Source organism: Sphingobacterium chungjuense (assembly GCF_011316935.1).
GTDB lineage: Bacteria > Bacteroidota > Bacteroidia > Sphingobacteriales > Sphingobacteriaceae > Sphingobacterium > Sphingobacterium chungjuense.
Genome location: NZ_WLYS01000007.1, coordinates 72,024 through 92,663 on the forward strand (window position 1 = coordinate 72,024; position 20,640 = coordinate 92,663).

Sequence of the window (20,640 nt, forward strand, 5' to 3'; positions counted from 1 at the left end):
CGCATTATTTAGTAGACATTTATTATGTTAGAAAAATTACAAGCAATAAAAGAACGCTGGGAAAGTGTTGAGGCCGAACTCAGCAGCCCAGATATTATTAGCGACATGAAACGTTTCGCTAAGTTGAATAAAGAATACAAAGATCTTTCTAAAATCGTAGAGCAATACCACATCTACAAAAACATCGTTAGCAATATCGACACCAACAAAGATATTCTGGCGAATGAAAAAGATCAGGAACTTCGTGAGATGGCCAAGGAGGAAATGGACACCTTGTGGACTCAAAGAGAAGAAAAAGAAGAAGAGATCCGCTTAATGCTAATCCCGAAAGATCCAGAAGATGGCAAAAACGCTATTCTGGAGATCCGCGGTGGTAGTGGTGGCGATGAGGCTGCACTATTCGCTGGTGATTTGTACCGCATGTATACCCGTTACTTCGAAACTAAAGGTTGGAGAAATGAGGTTATGGATGTGACCGAAGGTACTTCTGGAGGTTATAAAGAGGTGATCCTAAAAGTAATCGGTGAAGATGCTTACGGTCAATTGAAATATGAATCGGGTGTACACCGTGTACAGCGCGTGCCCGATACCGAAACACAAGGCCGTGTACACACTTCCGCGGCATCCGTAGCCGTTTTGCCAGAAGCAGAAGAGGTGGATGTGGAAATCAATCCAGGCGATATCGAATTACAAACTTCCCGTTCTGGTGGCGCTGGTGGGCAGAACGTCAACAAGGTAGAAACGAAAGTGCAGTTGACACACAAACCTTCTGGCATTGTGGTCGTTTGTCAAGTAGAGCGTTCGCAATTAGCCAATCGTGAGCTGGCGATGGAGATGCTCCGCAACAAGTTGTACGAATTGGAAGTACAAAAGAAACATGGTGATGTAGCGGCCAAAAGAAAAACAATGGTATCGACAGGAGATCGTTCGGCTAAAATCCGTACATACAACTATCCGCAAGGACGAGTTACTGAACATCGCATCGGCCTGACTATGTATAACTTGCCTGCTGTAATGGATGGTGCTATCCAAGATATTATCGATGCATTGCAATTTGCAGAGAACGCAGAAAAGATGAAGGAAGGTACCGTAGAGTAGCTTTTTTGAAAAAAGTACTAGCGGATATGGAAATAAACACTATATTTGCACACCTTCTAAAAAGAGGGGAAATGGTCTGGTAGTTCAGCTGGTTAGAATACATGCCTGTCACGCATGGGGTCGCGGGTTCGAGTCCCGTCCAGACCGCAAAAAAGGAAGATAATTCCGAAACGTTCTTTTAAAAACAACAATTAAAAAGTCTTGAGAATACTGGTCTGGTAGTTCAGCTGGTTAGAATACATGCCTGTCACGCATGGGGTCGCGGGTTCGAGTCCCGTCCAGACCGCCATTATTCTCAAGTACTTTTATTTTTAGGTCTGGTAGTTCAGCTGGTTAGAATACATGCCTGTCACGCATGGGGTCGCGGGTTCGAGTCCCGTCCAGACCGCCAACTGTAAAAGGTCTTCGTCTCTCAAGATGAAGACCTTTTTTCGTTTATGAGAATTCGACGACCAGTTGCCAAATCCCGGATTTGAAACAAATAGCAAAAATTAACGTTTTAAGTTACAAAGGAATAGATCTAACCATAAAGTGCAATGTGGCACTATCCATCAAAAAATGGGCTCATTGTCAATTAGATAAAGAAAATACGCATAGAAGCAGATGCTTTTAACAAAAAATCCAGTACGTTTGACATTATTTTCATAAATTAAGTTAACATCAAAGGGTTACTATTGTAGCTAATTACGTATTAATAGGTGAGTAATATTAGAAACATATTGCCAAAAGAGATCGACGATCTGTCTCTACTGAAAGGCATTGCCAATCGGGACAATCGGGTTATACTACAATTGTATAAATTGCATTACCCGTACGTGGAGCGGATGATCTTGAACAACAACGGATCGAAAGACCAAGCAAAAGATGTCTTTCAGGAAGCGGTTATGGTATTGTATGATAAGGTTACTGGACAAGGTTTTGTACTAGAAAGCAAGCTTAAAACGTTTCTCTATGCGGTTAGCCGCCGATTGTGGTTGAAGCAGCTTAGCAAAAAGTCGAATAATCATTATTCGATTGAGCAAGATGGATTCGAAGAAAGCCCCGATCTGAGTGAAGACCTACAGATGCATGAAGATCAAGAACGACAGTTTGAGAAAATGGAAAGTGCACTGCAGGTATTAGGCGAACCTTGCCAAAGTATATTGACGGATTTTTACCTCCGTAATAAGTCGATGCAGGACATTTGCGAAAAATTTGGTTACACCAATACGGATAACACCAAAACGCAAAAATATAAATGCCTGCAGCGGCTGAAAAAATTATTTTTCAGCGGAAACCCGCACGGTGCCTAGCTCCTACTAAAGCCTCGCATTCGGACGATTCTGACTGAATGCTGTGTATAGACCTTCAAAAAACAACGGGAAGATGGGAAAATGGACCTTACAAGAATTTTTGGAACAAGCCGATAGATACTTGGCCAATGAGCTTACAGTGGAGGAACGCATGGAATTCGACCAGTTCCGTCGCGATAATCCCCTCTTCGAGGAAAAATTCGTACAACATCAGGCATTAATCAGCGAACTAGAGCAATATCATCGTCGTTCCGAATTCAAAAAATCACTGCAGGATGTTTTCGAGCAAGATTATCGCAGTACAACGATAGTTACACGCCTTTGGAATGTGCTGCGCATTAATGGTGTGGCAGCCGCTGTTGTGGCTATTTTATCTTCTTTAGCTACGCTATATAGTACTGGGTACTTCTCCACTATTAAAAAAACGACATCCGATTACAGTGCCCTGCGCCGCGAGGTAAACAATGTGAAGCGCAATGTCAATGCGCAACATACCGCTATCAAAAACATCAATAATAGCCAAAGCGAACAACCGGACATGCATTATGGCGCGACGGGATTTTTGCTAAATAAAAATGGCTATGTGGTTACCAACTATCACGTGGTGAATGGCGCAGATTCCGTGCATTTGCAAAACCGTCTAGGCGAATCCTATAAAGCCGACATCATTTACAAGGATGCGACGAAGGATTTAGCTATTTTACACATTAGCGATACTGAGTTTACACCAAGCAAAAATATTCCTTATTCCTTCCGCCGTCAGAATTTAGACTTAGGGGACGATATCTTCACCATCGGTTATCCTCGCGATGAGGCCGTATATGGTGAAGGATATTTAAGCTCTGCTACAGGTTATGCAGGTGATACGTTAGCTTATCAAATCTCTATTCCATTAAACCCTGGAAATAGTGGTGGTCCTGTTTTTGACCATTATGGAAATATCATCGGGATTATCTCGGGTAAGCAAAAAGGAATTGACGGGGCGGGTTTTGCGATCAAAACGGAAGCGCTAATGAATGCCCTTAATGATATTCCAGAAGAAGTCCTAAAAGGTAATCTGGACCTTAGCGAGAAGAACTCGATGAGCAGCCTGAGCCGCACCGAACAAATCAAAAAATTGCAAGACTTTATCTACATCGTTAAGGTTTATTAAACTGATAGCTGATATAGATATCGAAAAGGGTCGAAATCATGTGTGATTTCGACCCTTTTCTTTTATCAATTTTGGCGTAGCCTAGATATTCGGCTGTGGCGTAGTGCGCAAGTACGGCTTGATTTCCTTGTGTCCTTTCGGGAATTTAGCAGGGATATCTTCCGTTTTGATTGCTGGTACGACAATCACATCTTCACCATGCTTCCAATCTGCTGGCGTAGCTACGGAGTAATCAGCCGTTAACTGCAAAGAATCGATTACGCGAAGAATTTCTTGAAAATTTCGCCCAGTAGAAGCCGGATACGTCAACGTCAATTTGACTTTGTGATCTGGCCCAATTACGAATACGGAACGTACCGTAGCTGTGGCCGAAGCATTTGGGTGAATCATATCGTACAATTCTGCAATCTTACGATCCTTATCTGCTATAATTGGGAAATCTACCGTTGTATTCTGCGTCTCGTTGATATCTTTAATCCACTCGTGATGATCTTCTACCGAATCTACACTCAACGCTAATACTTTCACATTACGTGCTTCAAACTCTTGCTTTAGCTGCGCTGTACGCCCCAATTCTGTCGTACACACCGGTGTGTAATCCGAAGGGTGCGAGTATAAAACTACCCAGCTATCTTTGGTATAATCGTAAAAATCAATTTCGCCAACAGTCGTCTGTGCTTGAAAATTAGGGGCATCATCGCCCAATCTTAAACTCATATCTTAAACTCCTTTCTTTAAATATCATTCAATATCTACTAATATAGTAGATATTATAGTTATAACAAAGGAGTCGGCTTCCTGTTTGATTAAAAATTACACTCTTTCAACTGTGTACAAAAGCTGGTTGGATAGATTAATTAACGCTTGACGGTCGAAATGCCTGAATACCACTTCACCAGAAGCCGTGCTGACATGCAAGTTAGCGGTTTTAGGCATGCGCTGCCAAATCGTTTGTGATACGCTCACCGAGATAATACGATCCAGCGGCAGCACCATTTCTTTCTGATCCCAAACTCCATCTTCTTTGACTAGACAATCTCCATAAATGCGCAATCGATACGTTCCATAATAGATGATATTGTACACGCTCAATAATATAAAGAGGAAGCAGATCGTCCACAAACCCATTACACCACCATCTCTATAATACCATAGGGAAGCAACTGCCAATGTAATTATCGTCAGCTTCACCATCCTACTCATGAATAAGCCAATCTTAGGTTTCCTGATCTCTACAGCTTCGTCTGCCAACGACCTCTCGAAAACCAACTGCCAAACCGCTTCTCGCGATAAGGTATTGATTCCTGGAATATGGATGATGCCTTGATCTTTTTGCTGCGGATCAGTATTCACTTGCAGCAGCGATAATATCCCGAGATCCATCAGCTTCAAAATACGATTCTGTACAAAGCTCATCATTTGGATTTTCTTTCGATTGAATATCACCTGCTGCAAATGAAACAAGCCATAATGCATCATAAAATCTCCTTTTTGATTCTTGCGGAGAGAAAAGCTGAAATAAGTAAAAAAATATTTGACCAGATTGATTCCAATGGGAATAAGAAGTATTAGGCCAAATAAAAGGAGTAGTTGACCAATAAAGTTCATCCATTGCGCTTGATAATCCTGATAATAACCTTCGTAATCTATCGTTGGAATGAAATCACGAAATACATCTATCAAACCGATCAGAAAGGTTAAGAATAAAAGCAGCCCTTGCTTGTAATTGGTAAATAAACTCACCAACAAGATCGCGCTATTGGGGATACGGAACAACAACTCATCCGCTATCGGCTCTTGCTGTGCTTCGCCTTCTCTATTCTCCGTTTCCGATAAATTTTTAGCAACCAAATAATCCCGCAAAGCTAATGCCGTCGGCTCACTCAATGCATAAAGATCTACTTCCTTTTCTTTGCTTCCGGCAGAATCAATTTCCAGACTATATAGATCTAAAGCTTGCTGGATTACATTTTGCCGCACATTGACTTGTAGAATATTTTCGAACTTCAATACAATCTTACTCTTACTCAGCAGTCCGCTACTCAGCACAAAAGTTTGCGCTTCATCATCCACATAGAAGATAAAATTACGATGCCGGAAATAGGAGTAGATAAAATGTACGACGACTAAGCCACCCAAAATCGCCCAGAATTGCCAAGTCAGAAAAAGATGGCCATTTTTCACAGCTATGAATACCAGTGGCAGAGCCAAAGAACGTATAACTCGCCCAAAGGAAAGCAGTCCTTCGACAATAAATCCGCCTGCGTCCAAGCGATGAGGTTGCGAAAAATCCATAGAATTATTCATGTTCCAGCCTAGATCGTTCGTCAATAGTCGATACGCGCTCCGCTAAATGTTGTTGCAGTGCTAATGCATGGGGATTGTCTAGCCCAGCAATATGCATGTCCTTGCCCGCGCCAGCAGTAAAAAGCTCGACCGTGACCAAACCCAGCAACCTGCCAAGCACCGAGGTTTTTACTTTGATGTGTTGTATGTGTTTGATAGGAATGACTAAGGTATACTGCGAAAAGATGCCGGCTCGATACAAAACATCATGCTGCCGAATGGCATAACCTCGGCGACGAAAAGAAATCAAGTTAAAGATTAAATAAATAGCAGCAAGTACGGTAAGGAATACCGCTGCCGATATCCACACCGCTGTTTCCATACCCGTTCCTTCATCTGATGTAATGACCACTACAGCCAGAATCGCGAGAGCAAGCAACCAAATCAGCACCGTATTGCCAATAATTAAGAATCGATATTTTGGGGAAATGGGATAAAAGGAAACCGACTCCCACTGTGGAATGGCATCTAAATTTACAGGATTGTTTTCAAAGCTAGCCATATAGGTATTTGATCGATTTTAGGGAATACTGAAATCTAAAAATAAGTAAATCCGCTACATTTAGAAATAAAAAGCAAATAATTTATTATGCTGACATAATAAATTAATTTATATTTGGGTAACCAATGCAGTAGATATGATGAACTTTAAGTTGTCCGAAGAGCATAGCATGATTCAGCAAGCAGCACGCGAATTTGCTCAGGAATTGAAAGCAGGCGTCATCGAACGCGACGAAAAAGCACTCTTTCCCCATGAATTTGTGCAGAAAATGGCAGATCTAGGTTTTATGGGACTCATGGTTCCGGAAGCTTATGGCGGTGCAGGATTAGACACCTTGGCATACGTGTTAGTATTAGAAGAAATTGCCAAAATCGATGCTTCAACGGCCGTCATTTTATCTGCCCATAATTCATTGGTACTTTGGGGGCTGAATGAGTACGGCAACGAAGAACAAAAACAAAAATACCTCCGCCCTTTAGCGGCTGGAGAGAAACTAGGTGCCTTTGCACTATCAGAACCCGAAGCTGGCTCTGATGCGTCTTCGCAGCACACCACGGCAGAAGATAAGGGCGATCATTATCTCGTAAATGGCACCAAAAACTGGATTACCAACGGCGGCAATGCCGATATTTATCTTGTAATCGCTCAAACCGACGCGAGTGCAGGCCACCGCGGTATCAATGTCTTGATCGTCGAAAAAGGTACACCGGGATTTACCATTGGTCCAAAAGAAAATAAATTGGGTATTCGTAGCTCGGATACGCATTCATTGATGTTCTCTGATGCGAAAGTGCCAAAAGAGAATCGTATTGGCGAGGATGGCTTCGGATTTAAGTTTGCGATGAAAACCTTAGATGGTGGCCGTATCGGTATTGCCGCGCAAGCGTTAGGTATTGCGGCTGGTGCTTACGATTTGGCTCGTGCCTATTCTCAGGAACGCAAGACCTTTGGCAAGCCCATTAGCAATCATCAAGCGATACAATTCAAATTGGCCGATATGGAGGTAGAAATTGAAGCAGCACGTTTGCTGACCTACAAAGCAGCTTGGACGAAAGATCAAGGGCTTCCTTATGGTAAAGAAGCGGCTATGGCGAAACTACACACTTCAGAAGTAGCGATGAAGCACACCGTTGAAGCAATACAAATTCACGGTGGCTATGGCTATGTGAAAGAATACCATGTAGAAAGATTGATGCGCGATGCTAAGATTACGCAAATCTACGAAGGTACTTCGGAGATCCAGCGATTGGTAATCGCACGGGAAATTTTGAAATAGTAGGATAGTTTAGGCGAGGTATTCTCGCCTAAACTATCCTACTATTATGAGCCTTGTTTTAGCGCCGCATCAATCTTGGCCAAATGATCGAAATCTTCGAACGAGAAGCTACCCGTACTCGCAGCATGATGCTCTAGCAAACCTTTTGCTTTTTCCAATAATGATCCGTCGCCACTGATGAAACCATCGTACATATGCAACAAGGCCAATGGTCGCACTTGTTCGACTTGCAAAGTCTCATCAGCGTAAGCTTTCAATGCGGCCAAGTCCAGCGATTGGAAATAATGACGGTCTTTTCCAAAATAGGTTTGATATCCTGCGGCCACTTCTTCATCTTCACCAGAGGTCGAAATACCACTCTCCCATTTTTCTACGATCAAGCGTAGAAACTTTCCCATTTCATTGATCCAGTTCAGGATCGTATCTTTCTCTACTCTTATTCCCATTTTGTGTTTTCTACTTTTCTATCGCGACCAGAAAGGTCTTTTTACACCTATAAACTACCAACTTTCCATTTATCCCTTAACAGGCTTTATCTTGTCAGTAATAATGGTAAATATAGTATTATTCTTCCTACCAAATCATGGACTTCATACCTTAAAATATCGTTTCGGTCTACAGCAGTACAATATCATCCGCATGCGCGACTTCTAGATTTTTCTGCCCTGCATGCGCGCGCAGCTCCGTAGAATCAATACGCGCTTTGGCAACCGCATATACGACCTGCTGTTCATCGACCAGCTGGAAAATCTCTCCTGCCACAAAATCTCCAATGATCTCTTGCACGCCTACTGCCAACAAACTTTTCCGGGCTTTCAGCGCCTCGATAGCGCCGGCATCTACTTTCAGCTTTCCAGAAATCAAACTGCCCGAGGCCATCCATTTATGTCGCGAAGAGATGCGTTTGCCTTGCGCACGGCACACGGTACCCGTTTCACCCTGCATGGCTTTTAGCAAGCCATCTTCTGTTTTCATGCTGAAGATGACCGATTCGATACCCATCTGACTGGCCAATCGCGCAAAATTCAGCTTAGAAGTCATTCCGCCCAATCCGACTGACGACTTATCTTTGCGCGCCAAACCAAGCACCGAGCTATCAATCTGCGCAATCTCTGTCACAACCTCACCAGCTGCATCTAGGACACCAGGTACCGAGGTGCTAAAAAGCAATTTCTCCGCACCAAAACCGACGGCAATCAGCGTGGCTAGTTCATCATTGTCCGAAAATTTCAGTTCTTGGCTGCTCACCACATCATTTTCATTGGCGATCGGAATAATTTGATTGCGCCACAGCGTTTCATACGTGCTTTTCAATTGTAAAAACTGATCCCGATTGGCAAAATGCTGTCGCTCACAAAGACTTTGCGCCAGCGCAATCTTAAAAGGTTTGAAATACGTGGCATAGGTCTGCAACAAGCGTGGATTGCCAATGGCCGCCGCAGCTTTACGCTCAGAAAGCGAGCCGCGATAATGCGGCAAAAATCGTTTGCCAGCAGCTACCGCTCCAGACGATACCAATACGATATTATATTTTTCTTGGAGTTTACTCACTTGTCGCGCGATCTCTAAAATAACACGCTCATCTACTTCACCCTGCTGATCGGTCACCGCAGCAGAGCCAAACTTAACAACCAGTATAGGCTTCTTCATAACAGAAGTAAATTAGAATTTATTTCTTGTTCACGCAAGTCTGTTAAGATTTGTTAATCATTCCATGGTCAGTGTAATTAATTCCTATTTTTAACGCTAATAAACTGCCTTATTATGAATTACAACAGATGGAATAACCTCACGGGCTGGGTCTGCGGAATACTGGCCACCCTCGTATATATCCTAACTGCCGATCGAACCACAAGTTGGTGGGATACGGGCGAGTTTATTGCTTCGGCTTACAAACTGCAGATTGTACATCAGCCAGGTGCGCCGCTCTTCCTGATGATTCAAAATATCTTCAGCAATCTTGCCGGCGGCGATGTGACACGTGTGGCATTTTGGATGAACATCGGCTCAGCCCTATGCAGTGGTTTTACTATTGTTTTCTTGTGTTGGACGATTACGGCATTGGTGCGCAGAGTATTGGTTAAGCGTGGTGTCGAGCCAAACGGCACACAGCTTTTGCAAATCATCAGCGCAGGCGCTACTGGCGCTTTGGCTTATGCTTTTACGGACACTTTTTGGTATTCCGCAGTCGAGTCCGAAGTATACGCGATGTCGTCGTTATGTACCGCAGTCGTACTGTGGTTAGCGGTGAAATGGATGAATCGCTCGGATCAACCTGATGCTAATAGATGGTTGCTGTTGATCGCGTACGTAATGGGATTATCCATTGGTGTGCATTTGCTTAATTTGCTCACTATTCCGGCGATCGCTTTATTAGTTTATTATCAGCTATCGCCAACAGTACATTGGAAAGGCGTTTTAAAAACCTTGCTGATCGGTGTGGGCGTGCTTGGATTTATTCTTTGGGGTATTATTCAATATACAGTGAAGATTGCTGCCTATGTTGATCTTGCTTTTGTGAACAGCTTCCACCTGCCTTTTGGTAGTGGGATTGCCTTTTTTGTCATTCTCTTGGTCGCTGGCTTGATCTACGGATTGGTTATTACCAATCAGCGTAACAGACCGATCTGGAATATCGCGCTACTAGCCACCTGTTTTGTACTTTTTGGTTACAGTTCGTATACCTTTTTGCCTGTGCGGGCGCAAACAGAAATCGCGCTGAATAATAACAACCCCGACGATGTATTTTCTCTGTATGGCTACATCACACGGGAGCAATATCCTTCGGAGCCATTGTTGAAAGGACCCACTTTCAATGCGAATCCTATTGATGTCAATGAAAAATCCTTCTACAGAAAAGATCCCTCGAAATACACCGAAATTTCTTCTAATAAATCGTACGTATATGATCAGGAAATGCTATTCCCCCGTGTGTGGAGTGAGCGACATGCTGCATACTATCAAAACTACTTGGGATTAAACGATGGACAAACGCCGACGCAGGCTGACAACTTGAGTTTCTTCTTCGGATACCAACTCAACCATATGTACTGGCGGTATTTTATGTGGAATTTTGTCGGCCGACAAAATGATACACCCAACCCGATGGTTTCTTCCTTCAATGGAAACTGGTTGTCGGGTATCAAAGCAATTGACGATGTGCGCTTAGGCGGACAACAGACCCTCGATCCGATTTTCACTAAAGATCCATCGCGCAATACATACTTCTTTTTGCCACTGTTGATTGGTGTAGCAGGGCTGATCTGGCATTTTCGAAAAAGTAAACGCGATGCACTAGTCATCAGCTTGCTATTCTTTTTTACGGGAATCGCCATTGTTTTGTATCTGAATCAATCGCCATTGCAACCGCGCGAACGCGATTATGCGTATGTAGGTTCATTTTATATGTTTTCCATATGGATTGGGATGGGTGTTTTGGCCATTACACAACTTTTGCGTAAGCGTATGGCGCTGCGTTGGGCAACGGGCTCGGCCGTTATGATTGGTTTGTTGGCAGCACCAACCTTGTTGATTGTCCAGAATTGGGACGATCATGACCGATCCGATCGCACGATGGCCAAGCATATGGCGTACAATTATTTAGAATCTTGTGCCCCGAATGCCATTCTATTCACTTACACGGATAATGATACTTTTCCATTATGGTATTTGCAAGAAGTAGAACAGGTGCGTCGCGATGTACGTGTCATTAATATTGGTTATCTACAATCGGACTGGTATTTGGAACAACTCATGCAGGATCAGGCTGATTTAAAAGCATTGCCTATCCACATTGAGCCGCAAAAGATAGCAAAAGGAGTACGTGAAGTGTTACATTTTGTTGATATGCAGATCGATGGAAATGTGGATGTCAGCACCTTGCTCGACATTATGCTTTCAGACAATCAGAGCAATCAGCTACAGCTGCAAAATGGAAAATATGCTAACGTATTACCCACTAAAAACTTCCAACTTCCCATTGATAAAGAAGCAGTCATCGCCCATCAGGTGGTTCCTAAAACTTGGGAAGATAGCATTCCCGAAAAGCTAGAATGGACGTATAACAAGAATTATGTATCGCGCGCCGAGTTGGGATTAATGTCTTTGTTGGTGAATAATAATTGGGAACGTCCGGTTTATTTCTTCTCGAGAATGCCAGAAGAGCATACGATGGGACTAAACAAATATTTGGTATCAGAAGGATTGGTACATCGGCTGATGCCGGTAGAACGCGGTCAACCCACAGAGCAACCAACTTTGGTGAATATGGATACATTGTATGAGAACATTACGCAGAAACTGCACTGGGGCAACCTGAATCAATTGACTCATTTGGATACCGATTCACGTTTTATCTATGAGAATTACTTGTATCCTGATGTGTTGCACTTGGCTTTACAGGAATTGCGGCAGCAAGACGAACTCGATAAAGCGGGCCGCGTTGCGGCTATTGCCTACAAAGAACGGCCTAAGCAGGTAAACAATCTTACTCAAGTATATCAAAACACCGTGGTGATTGATACCTTGTACAAAACGAAACAATCAAGGGAAGCAAATACGATGTTGCAGCAAAACCTCGCCTTCTTGGCCGCAGATATGGACTATAAAGCATCTGTATATGCCAGCAAGCAAGAATTGGATGTACGCAATATTCGTTTAGGGATGACAACCTTGGCGATGTATACCGAGATGCTGCAAGAGGAAAAATATCCAGCTTTACTCGCCGAGGTACAGGCGCTAGATCAGAAATATCATCAGATTTTTGGACAATAAATAATAAGAGCGGATCGTGATGATCCGCTCTTTTGTTGTTCTTATCCTTTTTTCACTTCCTTCGCCCAAGAATCGCGCAAGGTTACCGTGCGGTTGAAAACCAAGTGCTCTGGTGTAGATTTGGTATCTAAAGTATAATATCCCATCCGGATAAACTGATATCCTCTGCCCAGCTCAGCATTCGCCAGATCGGGCTCTACATACGCTTGCTCTACGATTTTCAAACTTTCTGGGTTAATCGATGCGCGGAAATCTTCTGCCGCAGCAGGATTTTCATCTTGGAACAAGCGATCGTACAAACGTACTTCCACCGTTTTGGCATGTGGTACAGATACCCAGTGGATCGTTCCTTTTACTTTCAGACCCGAAGTATCTTCTCCAGATTTAGAATTCGGCAAATAGTTCACGTGCACTTCAGTGACTTTTCCAGATTCATCTTTTACGAAATCATGGCACTCTACAATGTACGCATGCTTTAAGCGAACTGATAAACCAGGGCCTAAACGGAAGAATTTCTTCGGCGCATCTTCCATAAAATCTTCGCGCTCGATCCACAACTCACGGGAGAAAGGAATCTCACGAGAGCCTTCTCCACCTTCAACCTCTGGATTATTCTCACCGACTAAGATTTCTTCTTTTCCCTCTGGATAGTTGGTAATGACTAATTTGATCGGATCGATCACGGCCATACGTCTCCAAGCGGTTTTATTGAGATCCTCGCGAATACAGAACTCCAACAAACCTACGTCGATCATATTCTCTCGTTTTTGTACACCGATGCGCTCACAGAAGTTGCGAATGCTCGCTGGTGTATAACCACGACGACGCAATCCCGAAATAGTTGGCATACGCGGATCATCCCAACTTTCTACCAAACCTTCGTTGACCAGTTGAAGCAGCTTACGCTTGCTCATCACTGTATAATTCAGATTCAGGCGTGAAAACTCGTATTGTTTAGACGGGAAGATTTCTAATTTATTAATCAACCAATCGTATAATGGACGATGTGGTATAAACTCCAACGTACAAATCGAATGGGTGATTTTCTCAATCGCATCTGATTGACCGTGTGCGAAATCGTACATCGGATAGATCTTCCATTTATCACCGGTACGGTGGTGGTTCGCATGCTTGATTCTATATAATAATGGATCACGTAGGTGCATGTTTGGGTTGGCCAAATCTATTTTAGCGCGCAATACTTTTGCCCCATCAGGATATACGCCATCACGCATTTCCTGAAACAATTGCAAATTCTCCTCAACCGAACGATCGCGGTATGGTGTTGGTACGCCGGGTTCTGTAGGCGTACCTTTCCCTGCCGCAATTTCTTCAGCCGTGCTATCATCCACATAAGCCAATCCCTGACGGATCAATTCCACAGCAAATTCATACAACTGATCGAAATAGTCGGAAGTGTACAATTCATTTGCCCACTGGAAACCCAACCACTGAATATCATGTTTGATGCTCTCTACATATTCCACATCCTCGGTAACGGGATTGGTATCATCAAAACGTAGATTAGTCTGTCCATTGAATCTGTTGGCTATAGAAAAGTTTAAACAGATCGATTTGGCGTGACCAATATGAAGATAACCGTTGGGCTCCGGCGGAAAGCGCGTCAATACACGGCCATCGTTTTTGCCTTCGCTCAAATCTTTTGCTACGATTTCTTCAATAAAATTCAGTGATTTTTCTTCCTCTAACATGTTGCAAATTTAGGGATTTCCACGGTATAATTGCTATACTGTAGCAACGAAATCAGCACGGGGAATATCGGTTAGATAACAGTAAATTTTGAATAAACGCCGATTAATCGGGATCTTTATCATTCATCCATAAAAATTAAAATGAAGTATACCTTTCTCGTGTTTGCGTGTCTTTTATTACCCATTACGCTATTTGGCCAACGGAAACCCAGACCGATATTGTTGGTATATGGAAATGGTGTAGAAGCTTATGCAGCAGCGGTGCAAGGCGCACTATCTAATGTACCAACGCTTTGGGTGATGAATGCAAATTTGCAAGACTTGATAATAGCGGAAAAACCTTCGCAACTTACCATCAATTATAGCTTGGACGGTGGCATCTGGATGAAGCTCTTGATGGAAATGGCCGATTATACAAGCCCTAACGATAGTGTGGCCACTGCCATCAAACAGGATATTGCTGTTGATCGACTATTGATCGCTGCGAACGAACTCGTGGAAAAACTACCTCAATTAACCATCGTCGATAGTACTTCGATAAAGAAAATAACATGGGGCAGAAGAGGCTGGCAGGTGCAATTGAGTAACGGAAAACGATATACCTTCCGGTCGGTGATCGACGCGTCGGCGGATCAAGAGCTAGCCAACGTAGTGCCAGAACAGGATCGCTGGAAATCTGAAATAAGTACGCAACAAAGCTCTTTATCCGATTCACAACGCGCTCGCACCACCTTAGCCATTGGTGCAGATCGCAACTCGATACACACCCTCACTGCTTCTGATTTACTCCGCTCTGTAAAGAATAATTTCTTTTCTTTTCAATCGCTAGGCCCTTTTAAACCATCTGTTGAAAATATTCCGTTACGCATGCACTATGCACAAGCGATCGGAGCAGCCGCTGGTTACACGGCTTTTTTCGAGGTGGATGCCCATCAGATCGATGTACGCAAATTACAATCTGAGCTGTTGACCTACAAAAGTCGATTGCTACCCGCGATTGATGCTGCCAGCGAAGATCCTCATTTCGGTAGTTGGCAGAAAATTTATCTAACGGGATTGCTTCCTCTAAAAAACAATGAATTTGAACCGGACAAAGAAGTTACTTACGCTGAGATCAGACCGATACTCCATGAATTATATTCCCGTAGTCAACTTTGGTTTTTGGATCACGATGGTGAGGAACTCTTATGGAAAGACGCGATAGAATTAGTTAAATTTTTGGGCACACGTGGACAAGAAGTGAATAGACAAATTGCCACAGAGTGGAATAACAAACTTCAATTCGACACGATTTACGATCTTGACCGTCCCATTACTCGAGGAGAGTTTTCGGTGATATTAGACCAATTTGCAAATCCTTACGGTATAACGGTAACGCACGCAGGAGAAATTAGACGATAAAAAAGAGAAGCGGCCTATCGGCCGCTTCTCTTATGTTCTATGATTCCAAACTGCTATTGGTATGCAAATACGTTATCCAAATCATGATTAGAATCAAATGTGCAGTGCTGGTCAACCAATTCACCTGTTCCGATATTGATAACCATACCGTGCACCGCCATGTTTCACAATGACACTTTTTTTAACAAAACTTAATATTTGAAATAAAAAATTACATAAAACTCAATTATAGCTTTATTTTAAAATAAATTTATAATTTGAATAATTATTATTATTTTTAAAGAAACTTATTAATTAAATACTAAAACATGAAAAAATTATTTTTTACACTAGCATTAGTAGGTGTATTCGCTTTTGCTAAAGCAGAAGCAAAACCTCTAAGTAACGAAATGAACCTTTCAAATTCTTCCGTTACCGAAACGTTAACTAACACAGAAAACGTAAAATTATTAAAACTAACTCCCGAAGAAGCTAATCGAATACTAGCGAGTTCACAATTTAATGGAAAGAATGTAGACGTAAAACAAGCTGCTAGCGACATTCTAATTATCATTTGGGACGACGGCGAAATTTGGATCATTTTCTATTAAAAAATCGATCACCACAATACGTAGGGCAATTATTATGTATAATAATTGCCCTATTCGTAAAATTAAAGCATCATCAATTATCAGAAAACGACTGAGGAATAGCGTATCAAATATGTGCCACACACTTAGTTAAAGATCCTATCGTTATTATCAATAAACTTTAAAAATATGCGAATCCATGTAATTCTTCTGTGTACGCTTACACTAGTTCACTTAAAATCAGGTGCTCAATCCTTAACTGTGCACTATGAACAACGCGTCAACACGGAAAAACAACTACGAGAAATAGCTGATCCCGAAATTAAAAAGCAGGTATCTTCTATGCTATCCAAACCTTCAAATTATACTTTAAATTATGAAAATGGTATATCCCTATACCTAAAAACACCCAAGGAAACTATTGGAGAAGATTTAACTGTAGACCAGCCTGCGAAATTCAAAACAGTTACTTTATCAAGCCATGATAGTGGTATTTATAAGAATTTCAAAACAAAAGAATATCTGCATGGGGTCGACATATTAGGCAAAAGTTTCTTAGTGAAAGATAAACTAGAACCATACGAATGGAAACTGGAAGATGAAGAAAAAAACATTGGCGAACACAGGGTAGGCAAGGCCACAGCTAAAATAAATAATCTAGATATAGTTGCTTGGTATGCTAAAGATATTCCAATCCAAGATGGGCCTAAACATTACTATGGGTTACCGGGCCTAATTTTAGAATTAATTGAAGAAAATAACGCTTATCAAGCTGTAAGCATAAAACCAAATGACAATGAGCTTGAAATTACAAAACCGTCAAAAGGTAAAGTTGTAACTTTTAAAGAGTATAATGAGATCAGAGATGAAAAAATAAACGAGGTAAGAAAGAACGCAAGATCCATGCTTGGAAATTGATTCATATAATGAAATACGCATGCCTATCCTTATTATTATTTCTTAATTTAAGCATCTGTCACTCACAAATATCTCTTAAAGGAATTATTACTAGCGAACGATCTCAAACAAGTATTTTTGGTGCCACAGCTCAACTCAAAGACGTCAACACGTTGAAAATCGTTTCCTATAGTAGTTCCAACGCAGATGGTTATTTCGAATTCAAAAGTATAAAACCTGGCAAATATAGATTGGAAATAAACCACCTCACTTACCATCCATATGACGAAGAATTAAGTGTTTCCGAAGAGCCAAATACCATTAGCTTAACAATTACTTTGAGGGAATCGTCTAAATTATTAGATGAAATAGTGCTCCAAAAAAGTGTGCCTTCATCCATGAGTGGCGACACCATTAGTTATAATTTAGGTTTGTTGACGACAGGAAACGAACAAAGATTAAAAGACGTCATTAATAGACTGCCTGGGCTTGAAATTAATGACAATGGAAAGATAATGGCGCATGGAAAAGTGATCAACGATCTGATGGTAAACGGGAAAAAGATGTTTGGAGATAATCATCAGCTTGCGACCGAAAATATAAGTGCAGAAATGCTAGATGGTATTGATTTATTAAATAATCACGAAACATTCGCTGCCATCAAAGATATTGAAGGTAGTGATAAAACCGCACTTAACATTAAAATCAAAAAAGAGTATCTAGGCAAGATTACTGGCAATGTTGAAGCTTATGGTGCTTATCAAAACAGGTACAATACACACGCCAATCTGTTTCGCTTTCACAACAAATCAAACATCGCTGCAATAGTAGACCTCAACAATACGGGGGAACAACCCCTATCGTTACAGAACTACCTTGATATGAACAAAAGTATTAAGCAGGACATGAAAAACAATGATCTTTCGTTATCCAACGTCAGGAATACAAGAGATATTCCTGAGTTTTTGCTGCAAAATAATGAGGTCGCATCAAGGAATTCACAATTTGCATCATTTGATTTTATACACCAGCCAACGAATAAAGTGACGATTAACGGTTTTTCAATATTTAATTTTTCTAAAACAACTGAATCGGTATTATCCGAAAAAATTATTTTCACAGACAATTCGTCATTTCAAACTTTAGATCGGCAATCGAAACAGAATGGATTCTTCTTCAATCAGACGAAAGTAAATCTGGACTATAAATCCAATGATAAGAGCCTATTCAACTATACAATTGCTTACGATCCTAACAGGATTAAACAAGACCAATTCGTCGATAACGAATTACGTAATGAGACCACCTATTTTGATGAAAATAGAAATCAAAGAAACTACTCGTTTGGACATCAATTCAGCTATATTCTAAGACTAGATCGCACAAAATTACTTTCAGTTAATGCCTTTCAAGACATCAAAGATAATCGCGAAAATTTTGACTTAAGTAGCAATAGAGTTTTATTTAGAGGCGATGAAAATGATCTTTTTCAACAAAATCGTATCAAAAAGAATGAAGCAGGTTTTTTCGTAAAATACACCCAGAAACTAAACCAACACATAGCACGAGTGAATACCGGCTTTGTGACGAATCGGCGATCTTTTGCGATCGAAAATTTACTGAATACCGAAGAAAAAACCACTACAAACTTAGGGCTGAGTTACGGATTTGTGGATGGAGCAATCTTAAAAAAAGAAGGTTTGATCCAATATCAAGCGAAAGCTGAATTCAGAAACTCCACCATAAGGTCTAGAAATGAAAATATTGATCAGCCTGTATTTCAGTTTTTGCCGGCAGCAGAATTAAAAATCGCATTCTCTCCTATTCATCATCTTTCCGTTGGATACAATAGAACATTTGACTTCGCACAAATCGAAAACTTAAATGAAGTATCATACATCAGGGATTTCAGAACCCTAATATCTCCCTCCAGCATTTATTATGATGAAATCTTCACTCAAAACAACTACTCCCTGAATTACCTTAACATAAACCTCTATGACGGAAGAGTGATGATGGGAAATATTTCCAGAACTTATGGTAATCAAGTACGGTCAACAAATACCATCAATGAAATAAACTTTAATGATGTCAGTTTTATCTTATCACCCATGGACAAATCTTGGAGTGCAAATCTAAGTTTTGAACAACGCGTTAAATTGCTCAAAAACAAAGTCAAGATCAACCTAAGCTATTTTAATACAGAAACTATTAGTTTCATCAATGCTATTCCTAATCAGAACGCTGGCAATATCTATTCGATAAGACCTTCTTTCCAAAGCAATTTTGATCAGTCTTACATTAATTATGAATCGGGGGTCAAATATTCTTATCAAACTTTTAATTTTAACCTGTTTGATACCAGAAATACAATACAAACGATCTCCCCGTTTCTTAATGTTAATGGTAGATGGGAATCTCAAAATATCCGATATTTCATCGAAAACATTTTCGAGAGTTATAAATCTAATGCAGTAACTCGCAATTTTTACAATTTAGGCGCCAAAATAATGTATGATAAAAAATCTACGAAGATTAAATACTGGATGCAAGGTGTCAACATACTGAATATCAACAACCCAGAAATCATTAAGATAGCTTCGAGCAACAATATTTTCTCAACAGATATCACCAGAAGATTAGCCGGATACACTGGAATTGGAATGTCTTATGAGCTCTAGAAAACAAGAGAAGCGGCCTATCGGCCGCTTCTCTTGTGTCCTATGATTCCAAACTGCTATTGATAAGCAAATACGTTATCCAAATCATGATTAGAATCAAATGTGCAGTGCTGGTCAACCAATTCACCTGTTCCGATATTGATAACCATACCGTGCACCGCTAAGTCTTGTCCATTTTTCCATGCGTTTTGCACGATCGAAGTAGTACATAAGTTAAAAACTTGCTCTTTTACATTCAGCTCTACCAGACGATCCACGCGTTCTTCCTCATCTTTAATAGCGTCGATATCTTTCGCGTGCAAGCGGTATACATCTTTGATATGACACAACCAGTTGTCGATAATTCCGAATTGCTTACGGCTTAATGAAGCAGCTACGCCACCACAGCCATAGTGTCCAGCTACGATGATGTGTTTAATCTTCAATACATTCACAGCATAGTCTAACACGGAAAGCATGCTCATATCTGAGTGTACACACATGTTAGCAATGTTGCGATGTACAAATACTTCACCCGGTTTGCGGCCGGTAATTTCGTTCGCAGGCACGCGGCTATCGGCACAACCAATCCAAAGAATTTCTGGACTTTGGCCTTTAGCCAATTGTTGGAATCTACCCGTTTCATCTTTGCTGACAAAATCTACCCAGCCTTTATTTCCTTCTATAATTTCGTTGAAGCTTTTCTCTAAAGCTTGATTTCCCATAATATTTGATTTTATTGATATCTATATTTTATGTTGATTACCTCATCTCGCTTCACGAGACAGATTCCACCGTCTCTCCGCAGCACATTATCTAGCAAAATTGTCGCCAAAGATGGCGTAAGTAAAAAACCAGATGACTGTCTTAAACAAAATTAACAAAATTTATATCCCACGGGATAATGTTTTATCTTTGGCACTTCACTTGAAGGTGATGATATCAAAATAAATTGAAGTAC

At 41.2% G+C, this 20,640-nt stretch carries 16 protein-coding genes and 3 tRNA genes; 12 read left to right on the forward strand and 7 right to left on the reverse strand.

The features are described 5' to 3' along the window. Window positions 1-24: 24 nt before the first annotated feature. The 6 genes from prfA (at window position 25) to GKO22_RS14875 (ending at window position 3,543) form a co-directional block, all read left to right on the forward strand. Window positions 25-1,098, forward strand: coding sequence for a peptide chain release factor 1 (gene prfA / locus GKO22_RS14850; RefSeq protein WP_166336395.1), 1,074 nt, complete (start codon window positions 25-27; stop codon window positions 1,096-1,098). A 73-nt stretch (window positions 1,099-1,171) separates the two neighbouring features. Further along, window positions 1,172-1,245 (forward strand) — tRNA-Asp (locus GKO22_RS14855). A gap of 65 nt (window positions 1,246-1,310) precedes the next feature. After that, window positions 1,311-1,387 (forward strand) — tRNA-Asp (locus GKO22_RS14860). A gap of 25 nt (window positions 1,388-1,412) precedes the next feature. Next, window positions 1,413-1,489, forward strand: a tRNA-Asp gene (locus tag GKO22_RS14865). A gap of 307 nt (window positions 1,490-1,796) precedes the next feature. Beyond that, the gene (locus GKO22_RS14870; protein WP_317165719.1) at window positions 1,797-2,390 is read left to right on the forward strand and encodes an RNA polymerase sigma factor; all 594 of its coding nucleotides are present in this window, start codon (window positions 1,797-1,799) and stop codon (window positions 2,388-2,390) included. A 73-nt stretch (window positions 2,391-2,463) separates the two neighbouring features. Continuing rightward, on the forward strand, window positions 2,464-3,543 hold the full coding sequence (locus GKO22_RS14875) for a S1C family serine protease (protein WP_166336397.1): 1,080 nt from the start codon (window positions 2,464-2,466) through the stop codon (window positions 3,541-3,543). Between the two features lie 81 nt (window positions 3,544-3,624). Here GKO22_RS14875 and GKO22_RS14880 read toward each other — a convergent pair whose 3' ends face one another. The 3 genes from GKO22_RS14880 to GKO22_RS14890 form a co-directional block, all read right to left on the reverse strand. Further along, window positions 3,625-4,260: a peroxiredoxin gene (locus GKO22_RS14880; RefSeq protein ID WP_166336399.1), complete on the reverse strand. Its 636-nt coding sequence runs from the start codon at window positions 4,258-4,260 to the stop codon at window positions 3,625-3,627. A 96-nt stretch (window positions 4,261-4,356) separates the two neighbouring features. After that, entirely contained in the window at window positions 4,357-5,838 is a 1,482-nt protein-coding gene (locus tag GKO22_RS14885) for a PH domain-containing protein (RefSeq protein WP_166336401.1), read from the reverse strand. A 4-nt stretch (window positions 5,839-5,842) separates the two neighbouring features. Further along, the gene (locus tag GKO22_RS14890; RefSeq protein ID WP_166336403.1) at window positions 5,843-6,391 is read right to left on the reverse strand and encodes a PH domain-containing protein; all 549 of its coding nucleotides are present in this window, start codon (window positions 6,389-6,391) and stop codon (window positions 5,843-5,845) included. 139 nt (window positions 6,392-6,530) lie between these two features. Between GKO22_RS14890 and GKO22_RS14895 the strand changes: the two genes are divergently transcribed. Continuing rightward, a complete protein-coding gene (locus GKO22_RS14895) occupies window positions 6,531-7,667 on the forward strand; it encodes an acyl-CoA dehydrogenase (RefSeq protein ID WP_166336551.1) in 1,137 nt (378 codons plus the stop codon). 44 nt (window positions 7,668-7,711) lie between these two features. On the opposite strand, the gene GKO22_RS14900 is transcribed toward GKO22_RS14895, so the two are convergent. Further along, complete coding sequence (locus GKO22_RS14900) at window positions 7,712-8,113, reverse strand: hypothetical protein (RefSeq protein WP_166336405.1); 402 nt, start codon at window positions 8,111-8,113, stop codon at window positions 7,712-7,714. A gap of 169 nt (window positions 8,114-8,282) precedes the next feature. Continuing rightward, window positions 8,283-9,317 (reverse strand): glutamate 5-kinase, encoded by a 1,035-nt coding sequence (proB, locus tag GKO22_RS14905; RefSeq protein ID WP_166336407.1) that lies wholly within the window; start codon window positions 9,315-9,317, stop codon window positions 8,283-8,285. A 114-nt stretch (window positions 9,318-9,431) separates the two neighbouring features. Here proB and GKO22_RS14910 point away from each other — a divergent pair, with 114 nt between their 5' ends. Next, window positions 9,432-12,440: a glycosyltransferase family 117 protein gene (locus tag GKO22_RS14910; protein WP_166336409.1), complete on the forward strand. Its 3,009-nt coding sequence runs from the start codon at window positions 9,432-9,434 to the stop codon at window positions 12,438-12,440. Window positions 12,441-12,481: 41 nt separating this feature from the next. On the opposite strand, the gene GKO22_RS14915 is transcribed toward GKO22_RS14910, so the two are convergent. Next, on the reverse strand, window positions 12,482-14,152 hold the full coding sequence (locus GKO22_RS14915) for a glutamine--tRNA ligase/YqeY domain fusion protein (RefSeq protein ID WP_166336411.1): 1,671 nt from the start codon (window positions 14,150-14,152) through the stop codon (window positions 12,482-12,484). A 141-nt stretch (window positions 14,153-14,293) separates the two neighbouring features. Between GKO22_RS14915 and GKO22_RS14920 the strand changes: the two genes are divergently transcribed. The 4 genes from GKO22_RS14920 to GKO22_RS14935 all read left to right on the forward strand — a co-directional run bounded on the left by GKO22_RS14920 (window position 14,294) and on the right by GKO22_RS14935 (window position 19,700). Beyond that, window positions 14,294-15,553, forward strand: a complete 1,260-nt coding sequence (locus tag GKO22_RS14920) for a hypothetical protein (protein WP_166336414.1) — start codon at window positions 14,294-14,296, stop codon at window positions 15,551-15,553. Window positions 15,554-15,861: 308 nt separating this feature from the next. After that, window positions 15,862-16,143: a hypothetical protein gene (locus GKO22_RS14925; RefSeq protein WP_166336416.1), complete on the forward strand. Its 282-nt coding sequence runs from the start codon at window positions 15,862-15,864 to the stop codon at window positions 16,141-16,143. Between the two features lie 168 nt (window positions 16,144-16,311). After that, the gene (locus tag GKO22_RS14930; protein ID WP_166336418.1) at window positions 16,312-17,040 is read left to right on the forward strand and encodes a GLPGLI family protein; all 729 of its coding nucleotides are present in this window, start codon (window positions 16,312-16,314) and stop codon (window positions 17,038-17,040) included. Window positions 17,041-17,048: 8 nt separating this feature from the next. Next, window positions 17,049-19,700: a carboxypeptidase-like regulatory domain-containing protein gene (locus GKO22_RS14935; protein ID WP_166336420.1), complete on the forward strand. Its 2,652-nt coding sequence runs from the start codon at window positions 17,049-17,051 to the stop codon at window positions 19,698-19,700. Between the two features lie 56 nt (window positions 19,701-19,756). On the opposite strand, the gene GKO22_RS14940 is transcribed toward GKO22_RS14935, so the two are convergent. Next, the gene (locus GKO22_RS14940) at window positions 19,757-20,404 is read right to left on the reverse strand and encodes a carbonic anhydrase (RefSeq protein ID WP_166336423.1); all 648 of its coding nucleotides are present in this window, start codon (window positions 20,402-20,404) and stop codon (window positions 19,757-19,759) included. Between the last annotated feature and the right edge of the window lie 236 nt (window positions 20,405-20,640).